This window comes from Klebsiella sp. GG_Kp146 (genome assembly GCF_040061975.1).
In the GTDB taxonomy this organism is placed as follows: domain Bacteria; phylum Pseudomonadota; class Gammaproteobacteria; order Enterobacterales; family Enterobacteriaceae; genus Klebsiella; species Klebsiella quasipneumoniae.
The window spans coordinates 14,066-36,125 of the sequence record NZ_JBEAHA010000006.1 but is presented as its reverse complement, the minus strand read 5'-3'; the positions used below and the strand labels follow the sequence as shown (position 1 = coordinate 36,125).

Below are 22,060 nucleotides of genomic sequence, written 5' to 3'. Positions count from 1 at the left end.
TGCGGAGCTACTCTTTAAAGTCGTTGGCGTCGATCTCATGGCGCGACAGCAGCTTATAGAATTCAGTGCGGTTGCGTCCAGCCATCCGCGCGGCATGGGTGACGTTGCCCCTGGTAATCTGCAGCAGCTTACGCAGGTAGTTCAGCTCAAACTGATTGCGCGCCTCCACGAAGGTCGGCAGGGCGGTGTTCTCGCCCTCCAGCGCCTGCTCCACCAGCGCATCGCCGATCACCGGCGACGAGGTCAGGGCCACGCACTGCTCAATCACGTTCACCAGCTGGCGCACATTGCCGGGCCAGTTGGCGGCCATCAGCCGCTTCATCGCATCGCTGGAAAACGCCCGAACGAACGGCTTATGGCGATCGGCGGACTGACGCAGCAGATGGTTGGCCAACAGCGGAATATCTTCCGTGCGTTCGGAGAGCGGCGGGATCTTCAGGTTAACCACATTGAGGCGATAGAACAGATCTTCGCGAAACTCGCCGCGAGCCATCGCCTTCGGCAGGTCGCGGTGGGTGGCGGAGATGATCCGCACGTTGATCTCGATATCGCGGTTGCTGCCGAGCGGGCGTACCTTACGCTCCTGCAGGACGCGCAGCAGCTTCACCTGCAGGGCGACCGGCATATCGCCAATCTCATCGAGAAACAGCGTACCGCCTTCGGCGGCCTGGAATAACCCTTCGCGGTTGCTGACCGCGCCGGTAAAGGCGCCCCGCGCATGGCCGAACAGTTCGGACTCGAGCAGCTGTTCCGGCAGCGCGCCGCAGTTAATCGCCACGAACGGCTTGTCATGACGCGGGCTGGCGTTGTGGATCGCCTGGGCGACTATCTCCTTCCCGGTCCCGCTCTGGCCGTTAATCAGCACGCTAACGTCGGACTGCGCCACCATCCCGGCCTGCTCGAGCAGGCGCAGCATCAGCGGGCTGCGGGTGACAATGGCCTGACGCCAGGCTTCGTCGGTGGCTGGCGAGCGCTGCTCCAGCGCCTCATCAATGGCTTGATACAAGGCGTCTTTATCAACCGGCTTAGTCAGGAAGCTGAAGACGCCCTGCTGGGTGGCCGCCACCGCGTCGGGGATCGAGCCATGGGCGGTGAGAATGATCACCGGCATGCCGGGCTGTCCCTTCTGGATCTCACTGAAGAGCTGCAGACCGTCCATTTCATCCATCCGCAGATCGCTAATCACCAGATCCACCTTCTCACGCCCCAGCACGCGCAGCGCTTCCGGGCCGCTCTCGGCGGTGACCACGCTATAGCCTTCGCTGACCAGGCGCATGCCCAGCAGCTTCAGCAGCCCCGGATCGTCATCCACCAGCAGCAAACGCGCCGGTTTACGGATCGTCATGGATAACCTCCGGCACTTTTTCGCTGCCGAAATTGCCGCCCGGCTTGCGGCTGGAGAGCTGGCGTTCAATATCCGTCAGATTCTCCAGCTTACGGGTGGTCAGCTCCAGCTGTTCGCGCAGCGACTGCTCCTGCTGGCGCAACGTCTCCAGCTCGCTATCGCTGGACTGCTGAAGCTTCGCGTAGCGGGCTCGCTCCTCCACCAGCTGCAGCTGACGGGCCTGCCCGTCGCGCCAGAGCTGATACAGCGGGCGGACCTGAACGGCGATTTGCGGGCTGAAGGTGTCGAGACGCGCCACCAGCTCGCGGCGCTCGTCAGGGGTAATTTTGGCATCGGCAAGCAGAATGCCGCGGCGGAACGCGTCCTGCCAGCTGTCGTCGGTATGGCGTTTCGCCTCCGCTCGCGCCTGCGCCGGCGCGAGACGATCGGCGCAGTCAATGCCCCGCAGCCAGTAGAGGGGGTTTTTGTCGCTGGCATCGCTGCTGTGCGCCCAGATATCGGCGCAGTCCACCGCGACAAAATCGGCCACCTGATGCTGCGCCTGCCCGGGGGCGGCGGCACCTTCCGCACTATGCGGCGAGAAGCCGGCGGAACACCCCGCCAGCGTCAGACAAGCAATGCCTGAGAGCAGCCATCCGCTAAGGGAACGGCGCCAGGCCAGGAATTGGGACATAGTTCCCCGATATCGATTCATTAGTTGGATTATTCCGGCGCTGAGGGAAGCGTAATGCGAAAACAGACCTGCCCGGCGGGGGCGTCAACCAGACTGAGCTCCCCTTGCATCTGACGGACGCAGTCGCGGGCGATGCTTAACCCCAGTCCACTGCCTTTCACGGCCCCTTTACGCTGGTGACTCCCCTGGTAAAAGGGCTCAAAAATCATATTCTTTTCCGCGGCCGGGATCGGTTCGCCGCTGTTGGCGACATCAATACGCACCTGCTCTCCGTGCCGGTAGCTATGGATACGAATGTTACCGGATTCAGCGCCATAGTGCACCGCATTGGAGTAGAGATTATCCATTACGCTTATCAATAGCGCAGGCTCTGCCAGACAATGCCGCGCCTGCAGCGCCAGCTCGGTATGCATCAGTTTAGCCCGCGCGGGCAAACTGTGCGCCGCCACGACGTTTTCCACCAGCTCCACCAGGTCCACTTCTTCCCGGGCTACCGGGCCGTCGGCCTGTTTGCGGTTGTAGTCCAGCAGCTGTTCAATCAGCTTTTGCAGGTTGCGGCTGCTGCTGTCGAGGATCTCGACGATCTCCTGCTGCTCCGGCGTCAGCGGCCCGGCGACACGGTCGGCCAACAGCTCGGTGCCTTCACGCATACTGGCCAGCGGGGTTTTCAGCTCATGCGACAGATGGCGAAGAAACTGATGCCGCTGCGACTCCAGCCATGCCAGGCGCTCGCTGAGCCAGATAATGCGCTTGCCCACCGAGCGCAGCTCGCGCGGGCCGGTAAACAATGCCGCGTCGTCCAGCGACTTCCCAGCCCCCAGCTGGTTGATCATTCTTTCGATGCCTTTCACCGGGCCGATGATCATGCGGGTAAAAAGCAGCACCAGCGCCAGGCTCAGCAGAAACAGCACCAGCGCCTGCCAGCCGAAAAACTGGCCGCGCTCGGCAATCTCCTGCTGCAGCTGCTGGCCGCGGGAATAGACCACCGCCCGGGTCGCCTGGACCATGTCGCTGTTATTACTGGCGAACACTTCCAGTCTGGCGGCTGCCTGGGCGTCGGGGCCGCTGTTGTTACACTGCAGCTGCGCCAGATCGCTGACATCCTGGCGCAGCGCCTGCCAGAGCTTCTCGTCCGGCAGCACGCCGGCGTGCGCATCCAGCATCTGGCTGTAGCGCTGCCGCTGGTTTTGATAGACGCGCGCCAGCGTCGGATCGTCCAGCACGCAGTACTGGCGATAGCTGCGCTCCATCTCCAGCGCGGCATTGATCATCGCCTCGCTGCGGCGGGCATCGACCAGCGTAGTGCGGTTGATATGCGCCGCCTGGGCGCTGAGGGCATTGAGGCTCTGCCAGGCCTGCCAGGCCAGCACCAGCAACGGCAGCAGGATCAGCACAAAGGAGAGCGTCACCAGCTGACGCAGCGAACGGGGAAAAAGAGAGAGTCGCTTCAAGGGTGTGGTCTCAATCATTAGCTCTGGTCGATGCTAACTGAGGAGCGCGGCGGAGAAAAGCGATACCCGTCGCCACGGCGCCGCAGAAACAACAAAGCCAGGCGCAAGGCCTGGCTTTGTTGAGAAATGAGGCGGTGCCTTACTCGACGTTTCGCCCGATGTCTGATAAAGCCAGGCTGTTATCAGGAGTTGGACGGCAGGCACCTGTTTGTGCGTCATTCGAAGTTTATGTAGCGCGTCCCGAAGGGGCTGACATAAGAAGGTGAATGAGCCACTGGTTAATATTATGCATGAACTATGCCATCTTTCAAAACATTTTATTAACACGTTGATATATATGACTTTCACCATAAAATCCAACCATTCCAGCGCTGTATACTTTTCATCCATGATGTCGCCGATTAGCGACACTAAATATGCCCCAGGTTACTCATCATTTAAATCAATAACTTAAGTGTCGCCTTTTGACGACACCGCAATATGCCAGTTGTCGGTGATTCCCGACACCCTGGCGTGCCGACCGTCACAGATAAAAAAAGCCCCCTGCCTGAGCAGGGGGCCGATACGTTCGCGAGACACGCTTCGGGAAGATTAACCCAGCTGTTTACGCGCGTTGCGGAAGATACGCATCCACGGGCTGTCTTCGCCCCAGTTTTCCGGGTGCCAGGAGTTGCTTACGGTGCGGAAGACGCGTTCCGGGTGCGGCATCATGATGGTCGCGCGCCCGCTTTCGCTGGTCACCGCGGTGATACCGTTCGGGGAACCGTTCGGGTTCGCCGGATAGGTTTCGGTCACTTTACCGAAGTTATCCACGAAGCGCAGCGCCACCAGACCTTTGCTCTCCAGCTGAGCCAGATGCGCGCTGTCGCGTACTTCCACCTGCCCTTCGCCGTGGGAGACCGCAATCGGCATCTGTGAGCCAACCATGCCCTCCAGCAGCAGAGACGGGCTTTGCGTCACTTCCACCAGGCTGAAGCGCGCTTCAAAGCGGTCAGACTGGTTGCGCACAAAGCGCGGCCACAGGTCGCTGCCCGGGATCAGCTCGCGCAGGTTGGACATCATCTGACAGCCGTTGCACACGCCAAGCGCCAGGGTCTGCGGACGATGGAAGAAGGTCGCGAACTCATCGCGCACGCGCTCGTTGAACAGAATCGACTTCGCCCAGCCTTCGCCTGCCCCCAGCACGTCGCCGTAGGAGAAGCCGCCGCAGGCCACCAGGGCATGGAAATCGCCCAGACCGGTGCGGCCCGCCAGCAGGTCGCTCATATGCACGTCGATGGCGTCAAAGCCGGCGCGATGGAAGGCTGCCGCCATTTCAACGTGAGAGTTCACCCCCTGCTCGCGCAGGACGGCCACTTTCGGACGCGCGCCGGTGGCAATGTAAGGCGCGACGACGTCGTCATTAATATCAAACGAGAGCTTCACATTAAGGCCCGGATCGGCGTCGTTGGCTTTCGCCTCGTGCTCCTGATCGGCGCAGGCCGGGTTGTCGCGCAGACGCTGCATCTGCCAGGTGGTTTCCGCCCACCACATGCGCAGGGTGGTGCGGCTTTCGCTAAACACCGTCTGACCGCTGGCGGTCAGCACGAAGCGATCGCCCTCGACCGCTTTACCGAGGTAATGCACGCAGTCCGCCAGGCCGTTAACCGCCAGAATGGCTTCCACTGCCTCACGGTCTGCGGCGCGGACCTGAATCACCGCCCCCAGCTCTTCGTTGAACAGCGCCGCCAGACGGTCGTCGCCCAGCGCGGCGATATCCGCTTCCAGTCCACAGTGGCCGGTAAAGGCCATTTCCGCCAGGGTGACCAGCAGGCCGCCGTCGGAGCGGTCGTGGTAGGCCAGCAGTTTACGCTGCGCCACCAGGGCCTGCATCGCATCCCAGAAGCCTTTCAGCTGCGCGACATCGCGCACGTCAGCCGGCTTGTCGCCGAGCTGGCGATAGACCTGCGCCAGCGCCGTCGCGCCCAGCGCGTTGTGCCCTTTACCGAGGTCGATCAGCAGCAGGGCGTTATCTTCCGTCGAGATCTGCGGCGTGACGGTATGACGAACATCTTCGACACGAGCGAAGGCGGAGATCACCAGCGACAGCGGAGAGGTCATCTCACGCTGCTCGCTGCCTTCCTGCCAGCGGGTTTTCATCGACATTGAGTCTTTGCCGACCGGAATGGTCAGGCCCAGCGCCGGGCACAGCTCTTCGCCCACCGCTTTCACCGCCTCATACAGACCCGCGTCTTCGCCCGGGTGGCCGGCGGCGGCCATCCAGTTAGCCGACAGCTTCACGCGGTTCAGCTCGCCAATCTGCGTGGCGGCGATATTGGTCAGCGCTTCGCCAACCGCCAGACGGCCGGAGGCGGCGAAGTCCAGCAGAGCAACCGGGGCGCGCTCGCCCATCGCCATCGCTTCGCCGTAGTAGCTGTCGAGGCTGGCGGTGGTGACCGCGCAGTTGGCCACCGGGATCTGCCACGGGCCGACCATCTGGTCGCGGGCGACCATGCCGGTCACGGTGCGGTCGCCGATGGTCACGAGGAAGGTTTTCTCGGCCACCGTCGGCAGGTGCAGAACGCGATTAACCGCATCGGCGATGGTGATCGGTTGGCGATCCAGCGCGCTGCCCTGGGCTTTCAGGGTCTGCACGTCGCGGGTCATTTTCGGCGTTTTGCCAAGCAGGACGTCCAGCGGCAGATCGATCGGCTGATCGTTAAAGTGGCTGTCGCTCAGGCTCAGGTGCTGCTCGGCGGTGGCTTCGCCGATAACCGCATAAGGCGCGCGCTCGCGGCGGCACAGCTCGTCGAACAGCGGCAGTTGCTCCGGGGCGACCGCCAGGACATAACGTTCCTGCGATTCGTTACACCAGATCTCCAGCGGGCTCATGCCTGGCTCATCGCTCAGGATATCGCGCAGCTGGAATTTACCGCCGCGGCCGCCGTCGCTGACCAGCTCCGGCATGGCGTTGGAGAGACCGCCGGCGCCGACGTCGTGGATAAACAGGATCGGGTTGGCGTCGCCCAGCTGCCAGCAGCGGTCGATCACTTCCTGACAGCGACGCTCCATTTCCGGGTTGTCACGCTGGACGGAGGCGAAATCGAGGTCGGCATCGGACTGGCCGGAGGCCATGGAAGACGCCGCGCCGCCGCCGAGGCCGATGTTCATCGCCGGACCGCCCAGCACGATCAGCTTCGCGCCGACGGTAATCTCGCCCTTCTGCACGTGCTCGCCGCGGATGTTGCCGATACCGCCGGCCAGCATGATTGGTTTGTGGTAGCCGCGCAGCTCTTCACCGTTATGGCTGGTGACTTTCTCTTCATAGGTGCGGAAGTAGCCGTTCAGCGCCGGGCGACCAAATTCGTTGTTAAACGCCGCGCCGCCCAGCGGGCCTTCGGTCATGATGTCCAGGGCGGTGACGATGCGATCCGGCTTGCCGAAATCTTCTTCCCACGGCTGTTCGAAGCCCGGGATGCGCAGGTTGGAAACCGAGAAGCCCACCAGGCCCGCTTTCGGCTTCGCGCCGCGGCCGGTGGCGCCTTCATCGCGGATTTCGCCGCCGGAGCCGGTTGCCGCGCCCGGCCATGGGGAGATGGCCGTCGGGTGGTTATGGGTTTCCACCTTCATCAGAATGTGCGCCGGCTCCTGATGGAAGTCATAGCGTCCGGTCTGGTGGTCGGCAAAATAGCGCCCCACTTCAGACCCTTCCATCACCGCGGCGTTGTCTTTATAGGCCGACAGGACGTAGTCCGGCGTTTTTTCGAAGGTGTTTTTGATCATTTTGAACAGCGACTTCGGCTGCTGTTCGCCGTCGATGATCCAGTCGGCGTTGAAAATTTTGTGACGACAGTGCTCTGAGTTCGCCTGGGCGAACATATACAGCTCGATATCGTTCGGATTGCGTCCCAGACGGGTAAAGGCGTCCTGCAGGTAGTCAATTTCGTCATCTGCCAGCGCCAGCCCCAAACGGAGGTTGGCGTCAATCAGCGCCTGACGCCCTTCGCCCAACAGGTCAACGCTGGTCACCGGCGTCGGCTGATGATGAGCGAACAGCTTTTCGCCCGCTTCCAGCGCGTCGAAGACGCTCTCCATCATGCGGTCGTGCAGTTCCGCCGCCACCGCGGCCCACTGTGCTTCGGTCAGAGTCGAGGCTTCAACATAATACGCCACGCCGCGCTCCAGACGCACAACCTGAGCCAGGCCGCAGTTATGGGCGATATCGGTAGCTTTAGAAGACCAGGGAGAGATGGTGCCAGGGCGAGGGGTCACGAGCAGTAATTTACCGGTCGGGGTATGGCTGTTTAAGCTCGGGCCATACTTAAGCAGTCGCGCCAGGCGCTCGCGATCGTCAGCGCTCAGCGGGGCGTTCAGATCGGCAAAATGAATATACTCGGCATATATGGCGCTTACCGGAAGGTTGGCCGCCTGAAATCGTGCCAGCAGTTTATTAATACGGAATGCCGACAGTGCAGGTGAACCACGCAAAATTTCCATCATAAGTCTCTCGTCTTCGAAGCTTTCAGGGTGAGCCAGGGGGGGAAACGGGCGTCATTATAGTGAATCCTGCGCCCCGACGAAACCGTTTGCGTAGAAATAAAATCATTGATGCTGTTTATCAATAAATGTGACGTCCATCGCGAATAAGTTGCCAACTGGCGCATTCTTAAGCAGAATGCCGCTCATTCGACGACAACCTTGCGTTTTTTCCGGACATCGCCTGCTGAGGAACCTGAAGCTGCAGAAGATTAACGCGCTGAAAAAATTAAAGATTAATTATCTGCTCATCGGCATTGTCACCCTTTTGCTGGCGGCTGCCCTGTGGCCGTCGATCCCCTGGTCCGGTAAACCGGAGAACCGGGTGGCGGGCATTATCGCTCGCGGCGAGTTACGCATCAGCACCATCAACTCGCCGATGACCTTCACCACCATGAACAATAAAACCTTCGGCCTGGACTACGAACTGGCGAAGCAGTTTGCCGACTACCTCGGCGTGACGCTTAAGATAACCGTCCGCCAGAACATCAGCCAGCTGTTTGACGACCTCGACGACGGTCAGGCCGATATGCTGGCCGCCGGGCTGGTCTATAACCAGGAGCGGGTGAAAAACTACCAGGCCGGCCCTGGCTACTACTCCGTTTCCCAACAGCTGGTCTATCGCGTCGGCAATACCCGGCCGCGCAGCCTCGCGGCGCTGACCGCCGAGCAGCTCGCCATCGCCCCGGGTCACGTGGCGATCAACGATCTCCAGGTACTGAAAGCGGAGAAATACCCGGATCTTGCCTGGCGCGTGGACGAAAAGCGCGGCACCACCGCGCTGATGCAGGCGGTGATTGACGGCAAACTCGATTACACCATCGCCGACTCGGTAGCCGTCAGCTTGTTTCAGCGCGTCCATCCGGAGCTGGCGGTAGCCCTCGATATCACCGACGAACAGCCGGTCACCTGGTTCAGCGCTCGGGACGACGATAATTCGCTGTCGGCGGCGATGCTTGATTTCTTCAACAATATTAATGAAGACGGCACCCTGGCGCGCCTGGAAGAGAAGTACCTCGGCCACGGCAACGATTTCGATTATGTCGATACCCGCACCTTCCTGCGCGCGGTGGAAAACATTCTTCCGGAGGTGCAGCCGCTGTTTGAAAAGTACGCCCGCGAGATCGACTGGCGCCTGCTGGCCGCCATCGCCTGGCAGGAATCCCACTGGGATCCGCAGGCCACCTCGCCTACCGGCGTGCGCGGCATGATGATGCTTACGCGTAATACGGCGCAGAGTCTGGGGCTGACTGACCGGACCGATGCGGCGCAGAGTATCGACGGCGGTATGCGCTATCTCCAGGATATGATGGATAAAGTGCCGGATTCGATCCCGAAAGATGAACGCATCTGGTTTGCGCTGGCCGCTTACAATATGGGCTATGCCCATATGCTGGACGCCATGGCGCTCACCCGCAAACAGAAAGGCAATCCCAACAGCTGGGCAGACGTTAAGCTGCGTTTACCCCTGCTGAGCCAGAAACCCTATTACAGCAAACTTAAATACGGCTATGCCCGCGGCCATGAGGCCTACGCCTATGTGGAAAACATCCGCAAATATCAGATAAGCCTTGTCGGCTATTTGTCAGAAAAGGAGCGCCAGCAGCAGCAAACGCTGGTCCTGGCGGAGGATTACCCGGCGGTGCTCCCCAATGAGCTCGAACAGCCGCAGGAGACCACCCTGCCCTTTTTCAAGTTTCGCGCCGATAAACAGATGGATAATGCCCGGATGAAACTCCCCGGCCACCTGTATTAACTTTCCCCGTTCTGCTCCCGGGCTTTCTTCAGCGCTTTTTTCTCTTCCCGCCGCCAGCGGAAGAAGTCGCTCAGCATGGCAGAGCAGGATCCCGCCAGCACGCCTTCGCTAATCTCAACCCGATGGTTCATTCCCGGGTGGTGCAGAACATCCATCAGTGAGCCGGCGGCGCCGGTCTTGGCATCCCTGGCGCCAAACACCAGGCGGGCGATACGGCTGTGCACCATCGCGCCCGCGCACATCACGCAGGGCTCGAGGGTCACGTACAGCGTGGCGTCGATCAGGCGATAGTTTTGCAGCACCAGCCCGCCCTGGCGTAAGGCCATAATTTCCGCATGGGCGGTGGGGTCGTGACGGCCTATCGGCCGGTTCCAGCCCTCGCCAATGACCTGATTGTTATGCACCAGCACCGCGCCCACCGGCACCTCGCCCTCTTCCCAGGCGCGCTTCGCCAGCGTCAGGGCATGACGCATCCAGTATTCATCATTGAGTTCGAGGTCAGACACAGCGGCCACTCCAGCAGAAAAAGCGGGGCGCATTATACATGGGAGCTATCAATTACACACTATTACTCCAGTTGCTGCAGCTCTCCCTGCGGGGTGACCCGCCAGCGATGCTGGCAAAAGCCGAGCAACGGGTTATCCTGCTCGCTATCGCTATAGCCGCTATACAGCTGCAGCGGAGCGCCAATCTTTTTCTCCAGCTGCACCACCTTTTCATGTCCCAGGCAGCGCAGGGTCAATACCCAGCCGCCCCAGCGGCGCGCGGTGCGGCTGGCTATCAGATTCACCCGCGGCAGCCAGAGGGTATCGCGATAGACCTGTTCCACCAGCGACTGCGGCGAGCCGGTGATCAACCAGACGTCGGCATCGGTACTGGTCAGGTAGGCCGTCAGCCGCGCATGAACCACCGGAAACGCCGTCACATGATGACGAAACCAGCCGACGAACTCCGCTTCCAGCCGCTTCAGTACCGCCTCGCGACGGCCAAAGGTTGACGCCCACAGCAGCAGGCTCATCGGCCAGCGCGCCGCCCGCCCGCACACCGCCAGCCCGGCAAGGATCGCCGGCCCCATCGCCACCACCAGCAGCAGGTTCAGCGGCAGGTGGCGCAGCAGGTAGCGCAGAAAACTGCCGAACATATCCTGTTGATGCAAGGTTCCGTCCAGATCGAAAAACACCACTCTCCGTTCACTGTGCTGCAAACTGCCTCCTTCTATCAGGATTCGCTTCTCGTTAGGGTAAGCTTAACAGTCTTATGCCATGAAGAGGGAAAACATCCCTGCCGTTAAGGAAGAATTAAATTAGCAGGCGAAGGAAAAATTGTGGCTTATGAATTTTTAATTCGTGGTATACCCCTTATAATCGAATAAAAATTCTGTCAGTCACGAGCCGGACGGCTCCAGCGGAGCTCCAATGAACTGTTTAACGCGTATTCGTCAGCGCTATCCCACCCTGGCGGCGAGCGACAAAAAGTTGGCCGATTTTATTCTGAGCCAACCCGATGACACCCGGCACCTCAGCTCGCAGCAGCTGGCGGTGGAAGCCGGTGTGAGTCAGTCCAGCGTGGTTAAATTTGCCCAGAAACTGGGGTTCAAAGGCTTTCCGGCGCTGAAGCTGGCACTGAGTGAAGCCCTGGCCAGCAGCCCGGATCCGCACTCCGTTCCGGTACATAACCACATTCGCGGTGACGACCCGCTGCGTCTGGTGGGCGAGAAACTCATTAAAGACAATGTCGCCGCTATGCATGCCTCGCTGGACGTCAACACTGAAGAGACGCTACGGGAAGCCGTCACGCTGCTGCGCAACGCCCGGCGGGTGATCGTCACCGGGATTGGCGCGTCCGGCCTGGTGGCGCGTAACTTTAGCTGGAAGCTGATGAAGATCGGCGTTAATGCTGTTTCGGAGCAGGATATGCACGCCCTGCTGGCGACGGTGCAGGCCATGTCCAGCGACGATCTGCTGCTGGCGATCTCTTACTCCGGCGAGCGTCGGGAGATCAATATGGCGGCCGGTGAAGCGCTGCGCGTGGGCTCCAGGATCCTGGCGATCACCGGCTTTAGCCCTAACGCCCTGCAGCAGCAGGCGACCCACTGCCTGTACACCATCGCCGAAGAGCAGGCGACGCGCAGCGCGGCCATCTCTTCCACCAGCGCGCAAATGATGCTCACCGACCTGCTGTTTATGGGGCTGGTGCAGCAGGATCTGGAGCGGGCGCCGGAGCGCATTCGCCATAGCGAAGCGCTGGTGAAAAAGCTGGTCTGAGCAGAAAATGGGCGTATAATGCCCGCCCTGTTTGTGTTGTTTCTGAGATTTTCCTGATGGCGCTGTTAATTACCAAAAAATGCATCAACTGCGATATGTGCGAGCCGGAGTGCCCCAATGAGGCCATTTCGATGGGTGACAGCATTTATGAAATTAACAGCGACCGCTGCACCGAATGCGTGGGCCATTACGACACGCCCACCTGCCAGAAGGTGTGCCCGATCCCAAATACCATTCTGAAAGATCCGGCACACGTCGAGAATGAAGAACAGCTGTGGGATAAATTCGTCCTGATGCACCACGCGGATAAAATTTAACCGCTTCCCGGCTTAGCTTTCGACAATCACCGTGGCGCAGGCGTAATGGCGCTCATCGGCGAGCGTGACATGAATATGGCTCACCCCCAGTCGTTCCGCCAGCCGTTGCGCCTCACCCCATAGCCGCAGCTTCGGCTTGCCCAGCTCATCGTTGTAAACTTCGAACTGATTAAAGGCCAACCCGTTGCGGATCCCGGTCCCCAGCGCTTTCGCCGCCGCTTCCTTGACCGCAAAGCGTTTCGCCAGAAAACGCACCGGCTGCTGGTGCTGCTCCCAGATGCTCCATTCATGGTCGCTCAGCACCCGGCGGGCAAGGCGATCGCCGCTGCGGGCGATCACCGCCTCGATGCGGGCGATCTCGACGATGTCGGTACCCAGCCCGAGGATGGCCATTAGCCGCGCGCTTCCAGCATCAGACGTTTCATTTCCGCCACCGCCTCTTTCAGGCCGCTCATTACCGCCCGGCCAATAATCGCGTGGCCGATATTCAGCTCATGCATTTCCGGCAGCGCAGCAATCGCTTTCACGTTGTGATAGGTCAGACCGTGACCCGCATTGACCTTCAGGCCGAGGCTGGCGGCGTAGGTGGCCGCTTTGGCAATACGTTCCAGCTCCTTCGCCTGCTCGGCGTCGGTTTTAGCATCGGCATAGCAGCCGGTGTGGATTTCGATATAGGGCGCGCCAACGTCCGCCGCCGCTTTGATCTGCGCTTCATCCGCATCGATAAACAGGGAGACCAGGATACCGGCATCCGCAAGGCGTTGACAGGCATCACGCATCTTGTCGCGCTGGCCGGCCACGTCCAGTCCGCCTTCGGTGGTCACTTCCTGACGCTTCTCCGGCACCAGGCAGCAGAAATGCGGTTTGGTTTCGCAGGCGATCGTCAGCATCTCTTCGGTGACCGCCATTTCAAGGTTCATGCGGGTGTGCAGCGTCTGGCGCAGGATACGCACATCGCGATCGGTGATATGGCGGCGGTCTTCGCGCAGATGCACGGTTATGCCGTCGGCGCCGGCCTGTTCGGCAATGAAAGCCGCCTGAACCGGATCCGGGTAAGCGGTGCCGCGGGCGTTACGCAAGGTCGCGATATGGTCAATATTGACCCCTAACAGTAATTCAGCCATGACAATCCTCGTTAATCATTATTCGTATTATCCGCTCGCGCCTTTCGCGCGGGCATAAACTGGCGAAACAATTCCCGGCTCTTGAGCGGTTTGCCGCCGAGATAGGGCTTCAGGGCGATACGGGTAAAGCGCTTTGCGGCGCGCAACGTATCAACATCAGGAAACTCGCGACTCGCCAACGCTTTCAAATGGTGCCCGGTAAACGTGTTGTTATCAATCACCAGGCTGGCAATAAAGCCTTTTTCTTCGCGATAGCGGTAGGTCATGGTGTCGTCCACCGGCTCGCCGCTCCCGGCACAGTGGAGAAAATCCACGCCATAGCCCAGATGCCCGAGCAGCGCCAGCTCAAAGCGCCGCAGCGCAGGCTCCGGCGAACCGCTGGCCCCGGCGAGCGCCTGAATGCAGTGCAGGTAGTCAAAAAAGAGTTCGGAGAAGCGCGTTTCGTGCTCAAGCACGCGGGAGATAAGCTCGTTAACGTAAAGACCGCTGTAGAGGGTGATGCCGCTGAGTGGCAGCGCCAGCGAGACAGCTTCCGCGCTGCGCAGGGTTTTGACTTCGCCGCGGCCGCCGAAGCGAACCAGCAAGGGGGTAAAGGGCTGTAAAGCGCCTTTAAGATTCGAGCGTTTGGAGCGTGCGCCCTTGGCAACCAGGCGCACGCGACCGGATTCTTCCGTGAAGACGTCCAGCATCAGGCTGGTTTCGCTCCACGGTCGGCTATGCAGGACAAAGGCGCGCTGCCATCCATCCACGTTGCGTTAACTCAGAGGTCGTCAACATAACCGAGACTGCGCAGGGCGCGCTCGTCATCGGCCCAGCCGGATTTCACTTTGACCCACAGCTCGAGGTGGACCGGCGCTTCAAACATCTCCTGCATGTCCTTACGCGCTTCGATGCCGATGGTTTTGATTTTGGCGCCTTTGTTGCCAATCACCATCTTCTTCTGCCCTTCACGCTCGACAAGGATCAGGCCGTTGATGTCGTAACCGCCACGCTCGTTGGTCACGAAACGTTCGATTTCCACGGTGACGGAGTACGGTAGCTCAGCGCCGAGGAAACGCATCAGTTTTTCACGGATGATTTCGGAGGCCATAAAGCGCTGGGAACGGTCGGTAATATAATCTTCCGGGAAGTGGTGGATCGCTTCCGGCAGATGCTTACGCACGATCGACGCAATGGTGTCGACGTTGGTCCCCGTTTCCGCCGACATCGGCACGATATCAAGGAAGTTCATCTGGCTGGCGAGGAACTGCAGATGCGGTAACAGATCCGCTTTTTCCTGCACGTTATCCACTTTGTTGACCGCGAGGATCACCGGCGCTTTGGCGTCGCGCAGCTTGTTGAGCACCATCTCGTCGTCCTGAGTCCAGCGGGTGCCTTCCACCACGAAGATGACCAGCTCAACATCGCCAATAGAGCTGCTGGCCGCTTTGTTCATTAAGCGGTTAATGGCGCGCTTTTCTTCCATATGCAGGCCCGGGGTATCGACGTAAATCGCCTGATACGGCCCTTCGGTATGGATGCCGACGATGCGGTGACGGGTGGTCTGCGCTTTACGGGAGGTGATCGAGATCTTCTGCCCAAGCAGCTTATTCAACAGCGTGGATTTGCCAACGTTTGGACGACCCACGATGGCGACAAACCCACAATAACTTTTTTCTTCGCTCATTCCAGCTCCAGCTTTTTCAGCGCCTGTTCGGCGGCAGCCTGCTCCGCCTTACGACGGCTGGAACCTGTGCCAACCACCGGTTCACTCAGGCCACTGACCTGGCAGTGGATAGTAAATTCCTGATCGTGCGCTTCGCCGCGCACCTGGACTACCAGGTAGGACGGCAGCGGCAGATGACGACCCTGCAGATACTCCTGCAGACGCGTCTTCGGATCCTTTTGCTTATCGCCCGGGCTGATTTCGTCCAGACGAGTCTGGTACCAGGAGAGGATTAAGCGTTCAACGTTCTGAATATCGCTGTCGAGGAAAACCCCGCCAATTAACGCTTCAACGGTGTCCGCGAGAATCGATTCGCGACGGAAACCGCCGCTTTTCAGTTCGCCCGGCCCGAGGCGCAAGCATTCGCCCAGTTCAAACTCGCGGGCGATTTCCGCCAGCGTGTTGCCGCGCACCAGCGTCGCGCGCATACGGCTCATGTCGCCTTCATCCACGCGAGGAAAGCGATGATACAGCGCATTAGCGATCACGAAACTTAAAATGGAGTCGCCTAAAAATTCCAGGCGCTCATTATGTTTGCTGCTGGCACTGCGGTGAGTTAATGCCTGTTGCAACAGCTCCTGATGATGAAAAGTGTAGCCCAGCTTTCGTTGAAGCCGATTAATTACGATGGGGTTCATGCGTTACCAATAAATGAATGCGTCAAAGATGCAGCACACGAAACCGACCTGAGCATACGCTTCAAACAGTAAGTTGAAACAGACCAATACGCTTTCGTGTGCAGTGTCACCCGGCAGAGCGACAACCAAAAACTTCGGGGGGATATTCTATACGCAACGACACGGGATGTCGTTAGTTTGAATGGATTTAAATACTAAATAATTCGCGCCGCTGCGATAACAGCAGCGGCGTGAATTCAGCAGATGAAATTAATGAATTCCACCAATGCGCGATAACCGCACGCCGGTCGGCCATTCACCTTCCTGCTTTTCAAAACTCATCCAGATAGCGGTGGCCTTCCCGACCAGGTTTGCTTCCGGCACAAAGCCCCAGTAACGGCTGTCGGCGCTGTTATCCCGGTTGTCGCCCATCATGAAGTACTGACCCGGCGGCACAATCCAGGTGGCCAGCGGCAGACCGCTCTGATGGTAATACATCCCAGCCTGATCCTGAGCAATCGGCACCATCAGAATACGATGCGTGACGTCGCCCAGCGTCTCCTGACGCTCGGTGAGGCGAATGCCGTCGGCTTTGGTTTCACCCTTCGGCAGCTGCCAGAAACCGCTGCTCGCTTCGCCGCCGTTGCTGCGGGAGAAGGTCTGAACGAAATCGCTCGGCTCCACGTTGGAGTAAGTCACCGGCAGCGCGTTGCCGCAGGCCTGTCCGGAGCTGCAGCCCGGCTGAATGGTGACCTGCTTGGCAATCGGATCGTAGGTGACTTTATCCCCCGGGAGCCCCACCGCGCGCTTGATGTAGTCCAGGCGCGGGTCTTCCGGATATTTAAACACCACGATGTCGCCGCGCTTAGGATGGCCCGTCTCGATCAGCGTTTTCTGGTAGATAGGATCTTTAATGCCGTAGGCAAATTTCTCCACCAGGATGAAATCGCCAATCAGCAGAGTCGGCATCATCGAACCTGACGGGATCTGGAACGGCTCATAAATGAATGAACGTACCACCAGAACGATCGCCAGCACCGGGAAAACCGATGCGCCGGTTTCCAGCCAGCCCGGTTTCGGGCCGACTTTCTTCAACGTCTTTTTGTCCAGCTGCTCGCCGGTCGCTGCCTGAGCAGCGGCCTGACGCTCACGACGTTTCGGTGCAAAAATGAACTTGTCCAGGCACCATAAAACGCCCGTCACCAGGGTTGCAATCACCAGGATCAGGGCAAACATGTTCGCCATGCCAACTCCTTAGGGTTATTTGCCGTCTTTACCAACGTGCAGAATGGCGAGGAACGCTTCCTGCGGCAGTTCAACGTTACCGACCTGCTTCATACGCTTCTTACCTTCTTTCTGCTTCTGCAGCAGCTTTTTCTTACGGCTGACGTCACCGCCGTAGCATTTCGCCAGCACGTTTTTACGCAGCTGTTTCACGGTAGAACGCGCAATGATGTGGTTGCCGATGGCCGCCTGAATCGCGATGTCGAACTGCTGACGCGGAATAAGATCTTTCATCTTTTCCACCAGCTCGCGGCCGCGATACGGCGCGTTATCGTTGTGGGTGATCAGCGCCAGCGCATCGACGCGCTCGCCGTTGATCAGCACATCGACGCGTACCATGTTCGACGCCTGGAAGCGTTTGAAGTTGTAGTCCAGCGACGCATAGCCGCGGGAGGTAGACTTCAGACGGTCGAAGAAGTCGAGCACCACTTCCGCCATCGGGATTTCGTAGGTCAGCGCCACCTGTTTACCGTGGTAAACCATGTTGGTCTGCACGCCGCGCTTCTCCACACACAGGGTGATCACGTTGCCGAGGAACTCCTGCGGCAGCAGCATGTGACACTCGGCGATCGGCTCACGCAGCTCCTGAATATTATTCAGCGGCGGCAGCTTGGACGGGCTGTCGACGTAGATAACTTCTTTGGAGGTGGTCTCCACTTCGTAAACTACCGTCGGCGCGGTGGTGATCAGGTCAAGATCGTATTCACGCTCCAGACGCTCCTGAATGATCTCCATGTGCAGCAGGCCGAGGAAGCCGCAGCGGAAGCCGAAGCCCAGCGCGGTAGAACTTTCCGGCTCGTAGAACAGAGAGGCGTCGTTGAGGCTCAGTTTGCCCAGCGCGTCGCGGAAAGCTTCATAATCATCGGAGCTCACCGGGAACAGGCCGGCATACACCTGCGGTTTCACCTTCTTAAAGCCAGGCAGCGCTTTGTCTGCCGGGTTGCGGGCGGCGGTCAGGGTATCGCCCACCGGCGCGCCAAGGATGTCTTTGATCGCGCAGACCAGCCAGCCTACCTCGCCGCATTTCAGCTCGGTACGGTCAACCTGTTTCGGGGTGAAGATGCCCAGACGGTCGGCGTTATAGACCTGGCCGGTACTCATGACCTTGATCTTGTCGCCCTTGCGCATGGTGCCGTTTTTAATTCGTACCAGCGACACTACGCCGAGGTAGTTATCGAACCAGGAGTCGATAATCAGCGCCTGCAGCGGCGCGTCCGGATCGCCTTCCGGCGGCGGAATATCGCGCACCAGACGCTCCAGCACCTCGGTCACGCCGATGCCGGTTTTCGCCGAGCAGCGCACCGCGTCGTGGGCGTCGATCCCGACGATATCTTCAATCTCGTCCGCTACGCGCTCAGGGTCGGCCGCAGGCAGGTCGATCTTGTTGAGTACCGGAACGACCTCCAGGTCCATCTCCATCGCGGTGTAGCAGTTGGCCAGGGTCTGGGCTTCTACGCCCTGCCCGGCGTCAACCACCAGCAGCGCGCCTTCGCACGCGGCGAGGGAACGGGAAACTTCATAAGAGAAGTCCACGTGGCCCGGGGTGTCGATAAAGTTCAGCTGATAGGTCTCACCGTCGTTGGCCTTATAGTCCAGGGTGACGCTCTGCGCCTTGATGGTGATCCCGCGTTCGCGCTCAAGATCCATGGAGTCCAGAACCTGGGCTTCCATTTCACGATCAGAAAGGCCACCGCAAATCTGGATGATACGGTCAGACAGCGTCGACTTACCGTGGTCGATGTGAGCGATGATCGAAAAGTTACGTATATTCTTCATATTTAGAGTTAATTATGCCTTACGAGTATCATGAGGCCGCTGTACTGTGCCTGACGTTTTTTAATCCGAAAACGCCGCATTCTACACTACATCCTTGAAACCAGGAAATGCTGTTAGATCCAGCATAACCGCAGAAATTGTGGCGTTGTAACAGGAAGGGTAAATAAAGATAAGGGCCAGTGAAATCACTGACCCATGTCGGAGGAAGGCGTTTCGATACGCACCAGATCCGGCGGCAACGCGACGCTCAGAATCACCGGCTGCCACGACTGGCGCGCTGCCAGCTGCGGCGACAGACCGCGCGCCACCAGAAACCCGCCGACGCCGCCCAGCAGCGCGCCGCACAGCGAAGCGATATCGCTGGCAAACAGCACCTGGAAAATCGACGCCATCACAAACAGACCCACCAGCGGCGCCATGTAGACCAACAGCGCCGAACCCAGCAGACTGCTCTCGGCGATCCCCAGCTCCACTTTTTGCCCCGCCGTCAACGGCTGCTCGCAGGGCACGCTGATGGTATGGCTGGTCTGCGGCCCCAGCTTGTTTAATACCCGGCTGCCGCAGCCGGCGCGGGAGGCGCAACTGCTGCAGGAGGCTTTAACGTCGCAGTGCACCTGCGCCACGCCGTTATGCCAGGAAACCACGGTGGCCCACTCTTTGATCATTGTACTGCCTTGAATTTAATGCTGTCTGAGATACGCTTCGCCGTCTGCGGCGGCAGTTCGCCCACCACGGTGATCTCCGCGTTATCGCGTACCGTCGTGCTGACGGTGCGTCGGCCGGTGCGCAACAGCTGGTCGCTGCTGGCCGCGGTGGCGCGGTTGATATTGATCGAGAAGCTGAACAAGCCGTCGGAATAGAGACGTGATTCTACCGGACCATCAAAGGTGGGCAGACGACGCTGGCTGCTGGAGACCTCAGTCATGCCCTGCGGGAGCCACGTTGGCGCCCAGTTGAAGTTGGCTTTGTCGCCTCCTTCAGGCACCGACAGCTGCGGCGGCAAATTCGCTTTCGCCAGCGTCTCCATGCTGGCGCTGACGTTATCGCCAACGTTGAAAGAGACGACCCGGAACTGCTCCAGCGTTTCACCGTCGCGGTCGAGCAAATCGACGCGCAGCGGCAGCTTGGTCTCAGCGTCCAGCCAGGCGATAAAGCTATAGCGCGTGCCGTCGCGAGCCACGACGCGGATCACGTCGCAGAGGCGGTCGGCGATACGGGTACGGCCCACGGAGATAAAATCATAGGCTGCGCTGAGACGTTTGAAATCGCTGTAAACCAACGACGGCAGTGAATCGACGATATAGTCGCCGTTCAGGGTGAACGGATCGAGGCCGGGTTCAAAATAGCTGATTTCCGTACCGCGCAGGACCACTTCCCGGCGCGGACCGTCCAGCTGCAGAAGCTGCGCCAGCGGTTGATTGTTCAGTCGCGCGTGACGATAGCGCAGCGACTCAACGCCTTGTTTGCTGATGCTGACGAAAGACAGCTCATAATTGAGGGACTGGCTGGCCAGGTTCATCTGCTGCAACAACGCCCCGGACGATGTATCAGCCGAGGCGTTGACAGAGAACAACAGACTGCCTGCCATGAGCGACATGGCACACCAAAGTTGCTTCATTACTGCGATTGCGTTCCTAAAGTTTGATAACCCGGCACCTGGACTGCGGCCTGCTGAGTCTGGGCCTGGCCAAACTGAAGCTGCTCAGCGTGCAGGCGGCGCTGCAGTTCGTAGTCCTGCAGCATGGCGTTAATCCGCCGACGCTGTTCCTGGACCTGAGCCTGCTGGCCGCTACCTGCTGATACGTCAGCCGGTACGCCAAGGCTTACCGGGCTCGCTTTACCCATCATCGGCAGCGTATTGAACACCGGCGCCTCTGGCTGCTGAGCGGCATCAGACTGCCCATTATAGTGCTGGACGCCGACGATAACCGCAAGCGATACGCAGGCGGCAACGCCCATCTGGGTCAGTGAGCTGGCCCACGGACGCACTTTGTTCCAGAACGGCATCTGCCGCCACTGGTGCGGTGCGGGCTGAGATTCAGGAATAAGCGGCGCCGTCTGACGAACGGGCTCATTTTCAATGGCGGCCATCACCCGGGCGGAGATATCAAATTGCAGCACCTCTGCGGTATCGCCACGCAGCGTATCGCGGATAAGGTGATAACTCTCCCAGGTTTTTTGCATCTCAGAAGAACGACTCAGCTCGTTGAGCAGTTCGTTATCCAGCGTTTCACCATCCATTAAAGCCGAAAGTTTTTCTTTCTGCATGCCTGATACCCTTTTCCAGTATTCCGCTATCGTCAACGCCTGATAAGCGGTTGAACTTTATTATCAATAGCTTCTCGCGCCCGGAAGATACGTGAACGCACCGTCCCAACCGGACAATCCATGATAGCGGCTATCTCTTCATAGCTTAGGCCATCCAGCTCCCGTAACGTAATTGCCATGCGTAAATCTTCCGGAAGCGATTCAATGGTACGAAAAACTATTTGTCTCAGTTCTTCTGACAACATTAAGTTCTCAGGGTTCGAAATTTCTTTCAACGCCCCGCCGCTTTCGAAGTTTTCCGCCTCGTTGGCGTCAACATCGCTGGACGGCGGACGGCGTCCCTGAGCAACCAGATAATTCTTCGCCGTATTGACGGCGATACGGTATAACCAGGTGTAAAAAGCGCTATCTCCCCGGAAAGAGTCCAGCGCACGCCATGCCTTAACGAACGATTCCTGAACGACGTCAGCGATATCGCCCGGCGGTACATAGCGGGAAACCAGGCTCGCGACCTTATGCTGATAGCGCACTACCAGCAAATTAAACGCTTTCTGATCTCCTTTCTGGACCCGTTCAACAAGGACCTGATCCGTTAACTGCTCGCTCATCCGAGGTAATGTCTCCCCAAACCCAATTCCCATGCGTCTTCAAAACACCACCCAAAATCTGCATTATGAGCAAGCTGACTCTTGGAGTGTATGAAAACAATAAAGTTCCGTTACGCTTTTGTTTTTTGTCTGGCAACGGCGGCAGATCGTTATCAATCATTATATGCCCAGGTTGCTAAACGATAGGTTAGTCAATAAGAAAAAGCGCAGGCCCGTCTGAAGGGTATCGTAACACGGCGTTTATTTCACTATAAAATCCAATGCTATCAACCTGCCACGCGTCTCATTTTCGCCGTGCTCCAGACCGTTTCCGCTCGCCTGCTGTTTAGCCGTCACAACGCCAGTTAAAAAAAATTG

20 protein-coding genes are annotated in these 22,060 nt (G+C 59.0%); 3 read left to right on the top strand and 17 right to left on the bottom strand.

Features of this window, described 5'->3' with window-relative positions; translation table 11 throughout:
- Window positions 1-7: 7 nt before the first annotated feature.
- The 4 genes from glrR to purL form a co-directional block, all read right to left on the bottom strand.
- A complete protein-coding gene (gene glrR, locus ABLU95_RS08225; protein WP_348879224.1) occupies window positions 8-1,345 on the bottom strand; it encodes a two-component system response regulator GlrR in 1,338 nt (445 codons plus the stop codon).
- On the bottom strand, window positions 1,332-2,018 hold the full coding sequence (gene qseG, locus ABLU95_RS08220; protein WP_023290659.1) for a two-component system QseEF-associated lipoprotein QseG: 687 nt from the start codon (window positions 2,016-2,018) through the stop codon (window positions 1,332-1,334). Before qseG ends, glrR begins: the two co-directional genes overlap by 14 nt.
- A gap of 29 nt (window positions 2,019-2,047) precedes the next feature.
- Entirely contained in the window at window positions 2,048-3,469 is a 1,422-nt protein-coding gene (locus tag ABLU95_RS08215) for a HAMP domain-containing sensor histidine kinase (protein WP_072420910.1), read from the bottom strand.
- A 591-nt stretch (window positions 3,470-4,060) separates the two neighbouring features.
- Window positions 4,061-7,948, bottom strand: coding sequence for a phosphoribosylformylglycinamidine synthase (gene purL / locus ABLU95_RS08210; RefSeq protein WP_348879222.1), 3,888 nt, complete (start codon window positions 7,946-7,948; stop codon window positions 4,061-4,063).
- Window positions 7,949-8,123: 175 nt separating this feature from the next.
- Between purL and mltF the strand changes: the two genes are divergently transcribed.
- Entirely contained in the window at window positions 8,124-9,740 is a 1,617-nt protein-coding gene (gene mltF, locus ABLU95_RS08205) for a membrane-bound lytic murein transglycosylase MltF (protein WP_348879220.1), read from the top strand.
- On the opposite strand, the gene tadA is transcribed toward mltF, so the two are convergent.
- Together tadA and yfhb are read right to left on the bottom strand one after the other, a co-directional pair.
- A complete protein-coding gene (gene tadA, locus ABLU95_RS08200; RefSeq protein ID WP_023290663.1) occupies window positions 9,737-10,246 on the bottom strand; it encodes a tRNA adenosine(34) deaminase TadA in 510 nt (169 codons plus the stop codon). The genes mltF and tadA overlap by 4 nt on opposite strands.
- Before the next feature lie 62 nt (window positions 10,247-10,308).
- Window positions 10,309-10,944 carry a phosphatidylglycerophosphatase C gene (yfhb, locus tag ABLU95_RS08195; RefSeq protein ID WP_017900418.1) on the bottom strand — a complete coding sequence of 212 codons (636 nt, stop codon included), beginning with the start codon at window positions 10,942-10,944 and terminating at the stop codon, window positions 10,309-10,311.
- A gap of 211 nt (window positions 10,945-11,155) precedes the next feature.
- On the opposite strand from yfhb, the gene ABLU95_RS08190 reads away from it, so the two are divergent.
- Together ABLU95_RS08190 and ABLU95_RS08185 are read left to right on the top strand one after the other, a co-directional pair.
- Window positions 11,156-12,004 carry a MurR/RpiR family transcriptional regulator gene (locus tag ABLU95_RS08190; RefSeq protein ID WP_023290664.1) on the top strand — a complete coding sequence of 283 codons (849 nt, stop codon included), beginning with the start codon at window positions 11,156-11,158 and terminating at the stop codon, window positions 12,002-12,004.
- 56 nt (window positions 12,005-12,060) lie between these two features.
- The gene (locus ABLU95_RS08185; protein WP_023290665.1) at window positions 12,061-12,321 is read left to right on the top strand and encodes a YfhL family 4Fe-4S dicluster ferredoxin; all 261 of its coding nucleotides are present in this window, start codon (window positions 12,061-12,063) and stop codon (window positions 12,319-12,321) included.
- Window positions 12,322-12,333: 12 nt separating this feature from the next.
- Here ABLU95_RS08185 and acpS read toward each other — a convergent pair whose 3' ends face one another.
- From acpS to rpoE, 11 genes are all read right to left on the bottom strand, one after another.
- Window positions 12,334-12,714 (bottom strand): holo-ACP synthase, encoded by a 381-nt coding sequence (gene acpS / locus ABLU95_RS08180; RefSeq protein WP_004201835.1) that lies wholly within the window; start codon window positions 12,712-12,714, stop codon window positions 12,334-12,336.
- Window positions 12,714-13,445: a pyridoxine 5'-phosphate synthase gene (gene pdxJ / locus ABLU95_RS08175; protein ID WP_004201834.1), complete on the bottom strand. Its 732-nt coding sequence runs from the start codon at window positions 13,443-13,445 to the stop codon at window positions 12,714-12,716. The genes acpS and pdxJ overlap by 1 nt, the downstream gene beginning before the upstream one ends.
- 11 nt (window positions 13,446-13,456) lie before the next feature.
- The gene (gene recO / locus ABLU95_RS08170; protein ID WP_002914062.1) at window positions 13,457-14,194 is read right to left on the bottom strand and encodes a DNA repair protein RecO; all 738 of its coding nucleotides are present in this window, start codon (window positions 14,192-14,194) and stop codon (window positions 13,457-13,459) included.
- Between the two features lie 11 nt (window positions 14,195-14,205).
- Complete coding sequence (gene era, locus ABLU95_RS08165) at window positions 14,206-15,111, bottom strand: GTPase Era (RefSeq protein WP_023290667.1); 906 nt, start codon at window positions 15,109-15,111, stop codon at window positions 14,206-14,208.
- Window positions 15,108-15,788 (bottom strand): ribonuclease III, encoded by a 681-nt coding sequence (gene rnc, locus ABLU95_RS08160; RefSeq protein WP_002914065.1) that lies wholly within the window; start codon window positions 15,786-15,788, stop codon window positions 15,108-15,110. The genes era and rnc overlap by 4 nt, the downstream gene beginning before the upstream one ends.
- Window positions 15,789-16,037: 249 nt before the next feature.
- Window positions 16,038-17,012, bottom strand: a complete 975-nt coding sequence (lepB, locus tag ABLU95_RS08155) for a signal peptidase I (RefSeq protein WP_004201827.1) — start codon at window positions 17,010-17,012, stop codon at window positions 16,038-16,040.
- Between the two features lie 15 nt (window positions 17,013-17,027).
- Window positions 17,028-18,827, bottom strand: coding sequence for a translation elongation factor 4 (lepA, locus tag ABLU95_RS08150; protein WP_348879214.1), 1,800 nt, complete (start codon window positions 18,825-18,827; stop codon window positions 17,028-17,030).
- Window positions 18,828-19,012: 185 nt separating this feature from the next.
- Window positions 19,013-19,492, bottom strand: a complete 480-nt coding sequence (rseC, locus tag ABLU95_RS08145) for a SoxR-reducing system protein RseC (RefSeq protein ID WP_004201822.1) — start codon at window positions 19,490-19,492, stop codon at window positions 19,013-19,015.
- On the bottom strand, window positions 19,489-20,445 hold the full coding sequence (gene rseB / locus ABLU95_RS08140; protein ID WP_004201821.1) for a sigma-E factor regulatory protein RseB: 957 nt from the start codon (window positions 20,443-20,445) through the stop codon (window positions 19,489-19,491). Before rseB ends, rseC begins: the two co-directional genes overlap by 4 nt.
- Window positions 20,445-21,095, bottom strand: coding sequence for an anti-sigma-E factor RseA (gene rseA, locus ABLU95_RS08135; protein ID WP_032453736.1), 651 nt, complete (start codon window positions 21,093-21,095; stop codon window positions 20,445-20,447). Before rseA ends, rseB begins: the two co-directional genes overlap by 1 nt.
- A 32-nt stretch (window positions 21,096-21,127) precedes the next feature.
- Complete coding sequence (gene rpoE / locus ABLU95_RS08130) at window positions 21,128-21,703, bottom strand: RNA polymerase sigma factor RpoE (protein WP_002914074.1); 576 nt, start codon at window positions 21,701-21,703, stop codon at window positions 21,128-21,130.
- Window positions 21,704-22,060: the final 357 nt, after the last annotated feature.

Bases quoted from the DNA above. Each gene is read 5' to 3' on its own strand.
- glrR (WP_348879224.1), bottom strand. From the start codon at position 1,345: ATGACGATCCGTAAACCGGCGCGTTTGCTGCTGGTGGATGACGATCCG.
- qseG (WP_023290659.1), bottom strand. From the start codon at position 2,018: ATGTCCCAATTCCTGGCCTGGCGCCGTTCCCTTAGCGGATGGCTGCTC.
- purL (WP_348879222.1), bottom strand. From the start codon at position 7,948: ATGATGGAAATTTTGCGTGGTTCACCTGCACTGTCGGCATTCCGTATT.
- mltF (WP_348879220.1), top strand. From the start codon at position 8,124: ATGCCGCTCATTCGACGACAACCTTGCGTTTTTTCCGGACATCGCCTG.
- ABLU95_RS08190 (WP_023290664.1), top strand. From the start codon at position 11,156: ATGAACTGTTTAACGCGTATTCGTCAGCGCTATCCCACCCTGGCGGCG.
- ABLU95_RS08185 (WP_023290665.1), top strand. From the start codon at position 12,061: ATGGCGCTGTTAATTACCAAAAAATGCATCAACTGCGATATGTGCGAG.
- acpS (WP_004201835.1), bottom strand. From the start codon at position 12,714: ATGGCCATCCTCGGGCTGGGTACCGACATCGTCGAGATCGCCCGCATC.
- pdxJ (WP_004201834.1), bottom strand. From the start codon at position 13,445: ATGGCTGAATTACTGTTAGGGGTCAATATTGACCATATCGCGACCTTG.
- era (WP_023290667.1), bottom strand. From the start codon at position 15,111: ATGAGCGAAGAAAAAAGTTATTGTGGGTTTGTCGCCATCGTGGGTCGT.
- rnc (WP_002914065.1), bottom strand. From the start codon at position 15,788: ATGAACCCCATCGTAATTAATCGGCTTCAACGAAAGCTGGGCTACACT.
- lepB (WP_004201827.1), bottom strand. From the start codon at position 17,012: ATGGCGAACATGTTTGCCCTGATCCTGGTGATTGCAACCCTGGTGACG.
- lepA (WP_348879214.1), bottom strand. From the start codon at position 18,827: ATGAAGAATATACGTAACTTTTCGATCATCGCTCACATCGACCACGGT.
- rseC (WP_004201822.1), bottom strand. From the start codon at position 19,492: ATGATCAAAGAGTGGGCCACCGTGGTTTCCTGGCATAACGGCGTGGCG.
- rseB (WP_004201821.1), bottom strand. From the start codon at position 20,445: ATGAAGCAACTTTGGTGTGCCATGTCGCTCATGGCAGGCAGTCTGTTG.
- rseA (WP_032453736.1), bottom strand. From the start codon at position 21,095: ATGCAGAAAGAAAAACTTTCGGCTTTAATGGATGGTGAAACGCTGGAT.
- rpoE (WP_002914074.1), bottom strand. From the start codon at position 21,703: ATGAGCGAGCAGTTAACGGATCAGGTCCTTGTTGAACGGGTCCAGAAA.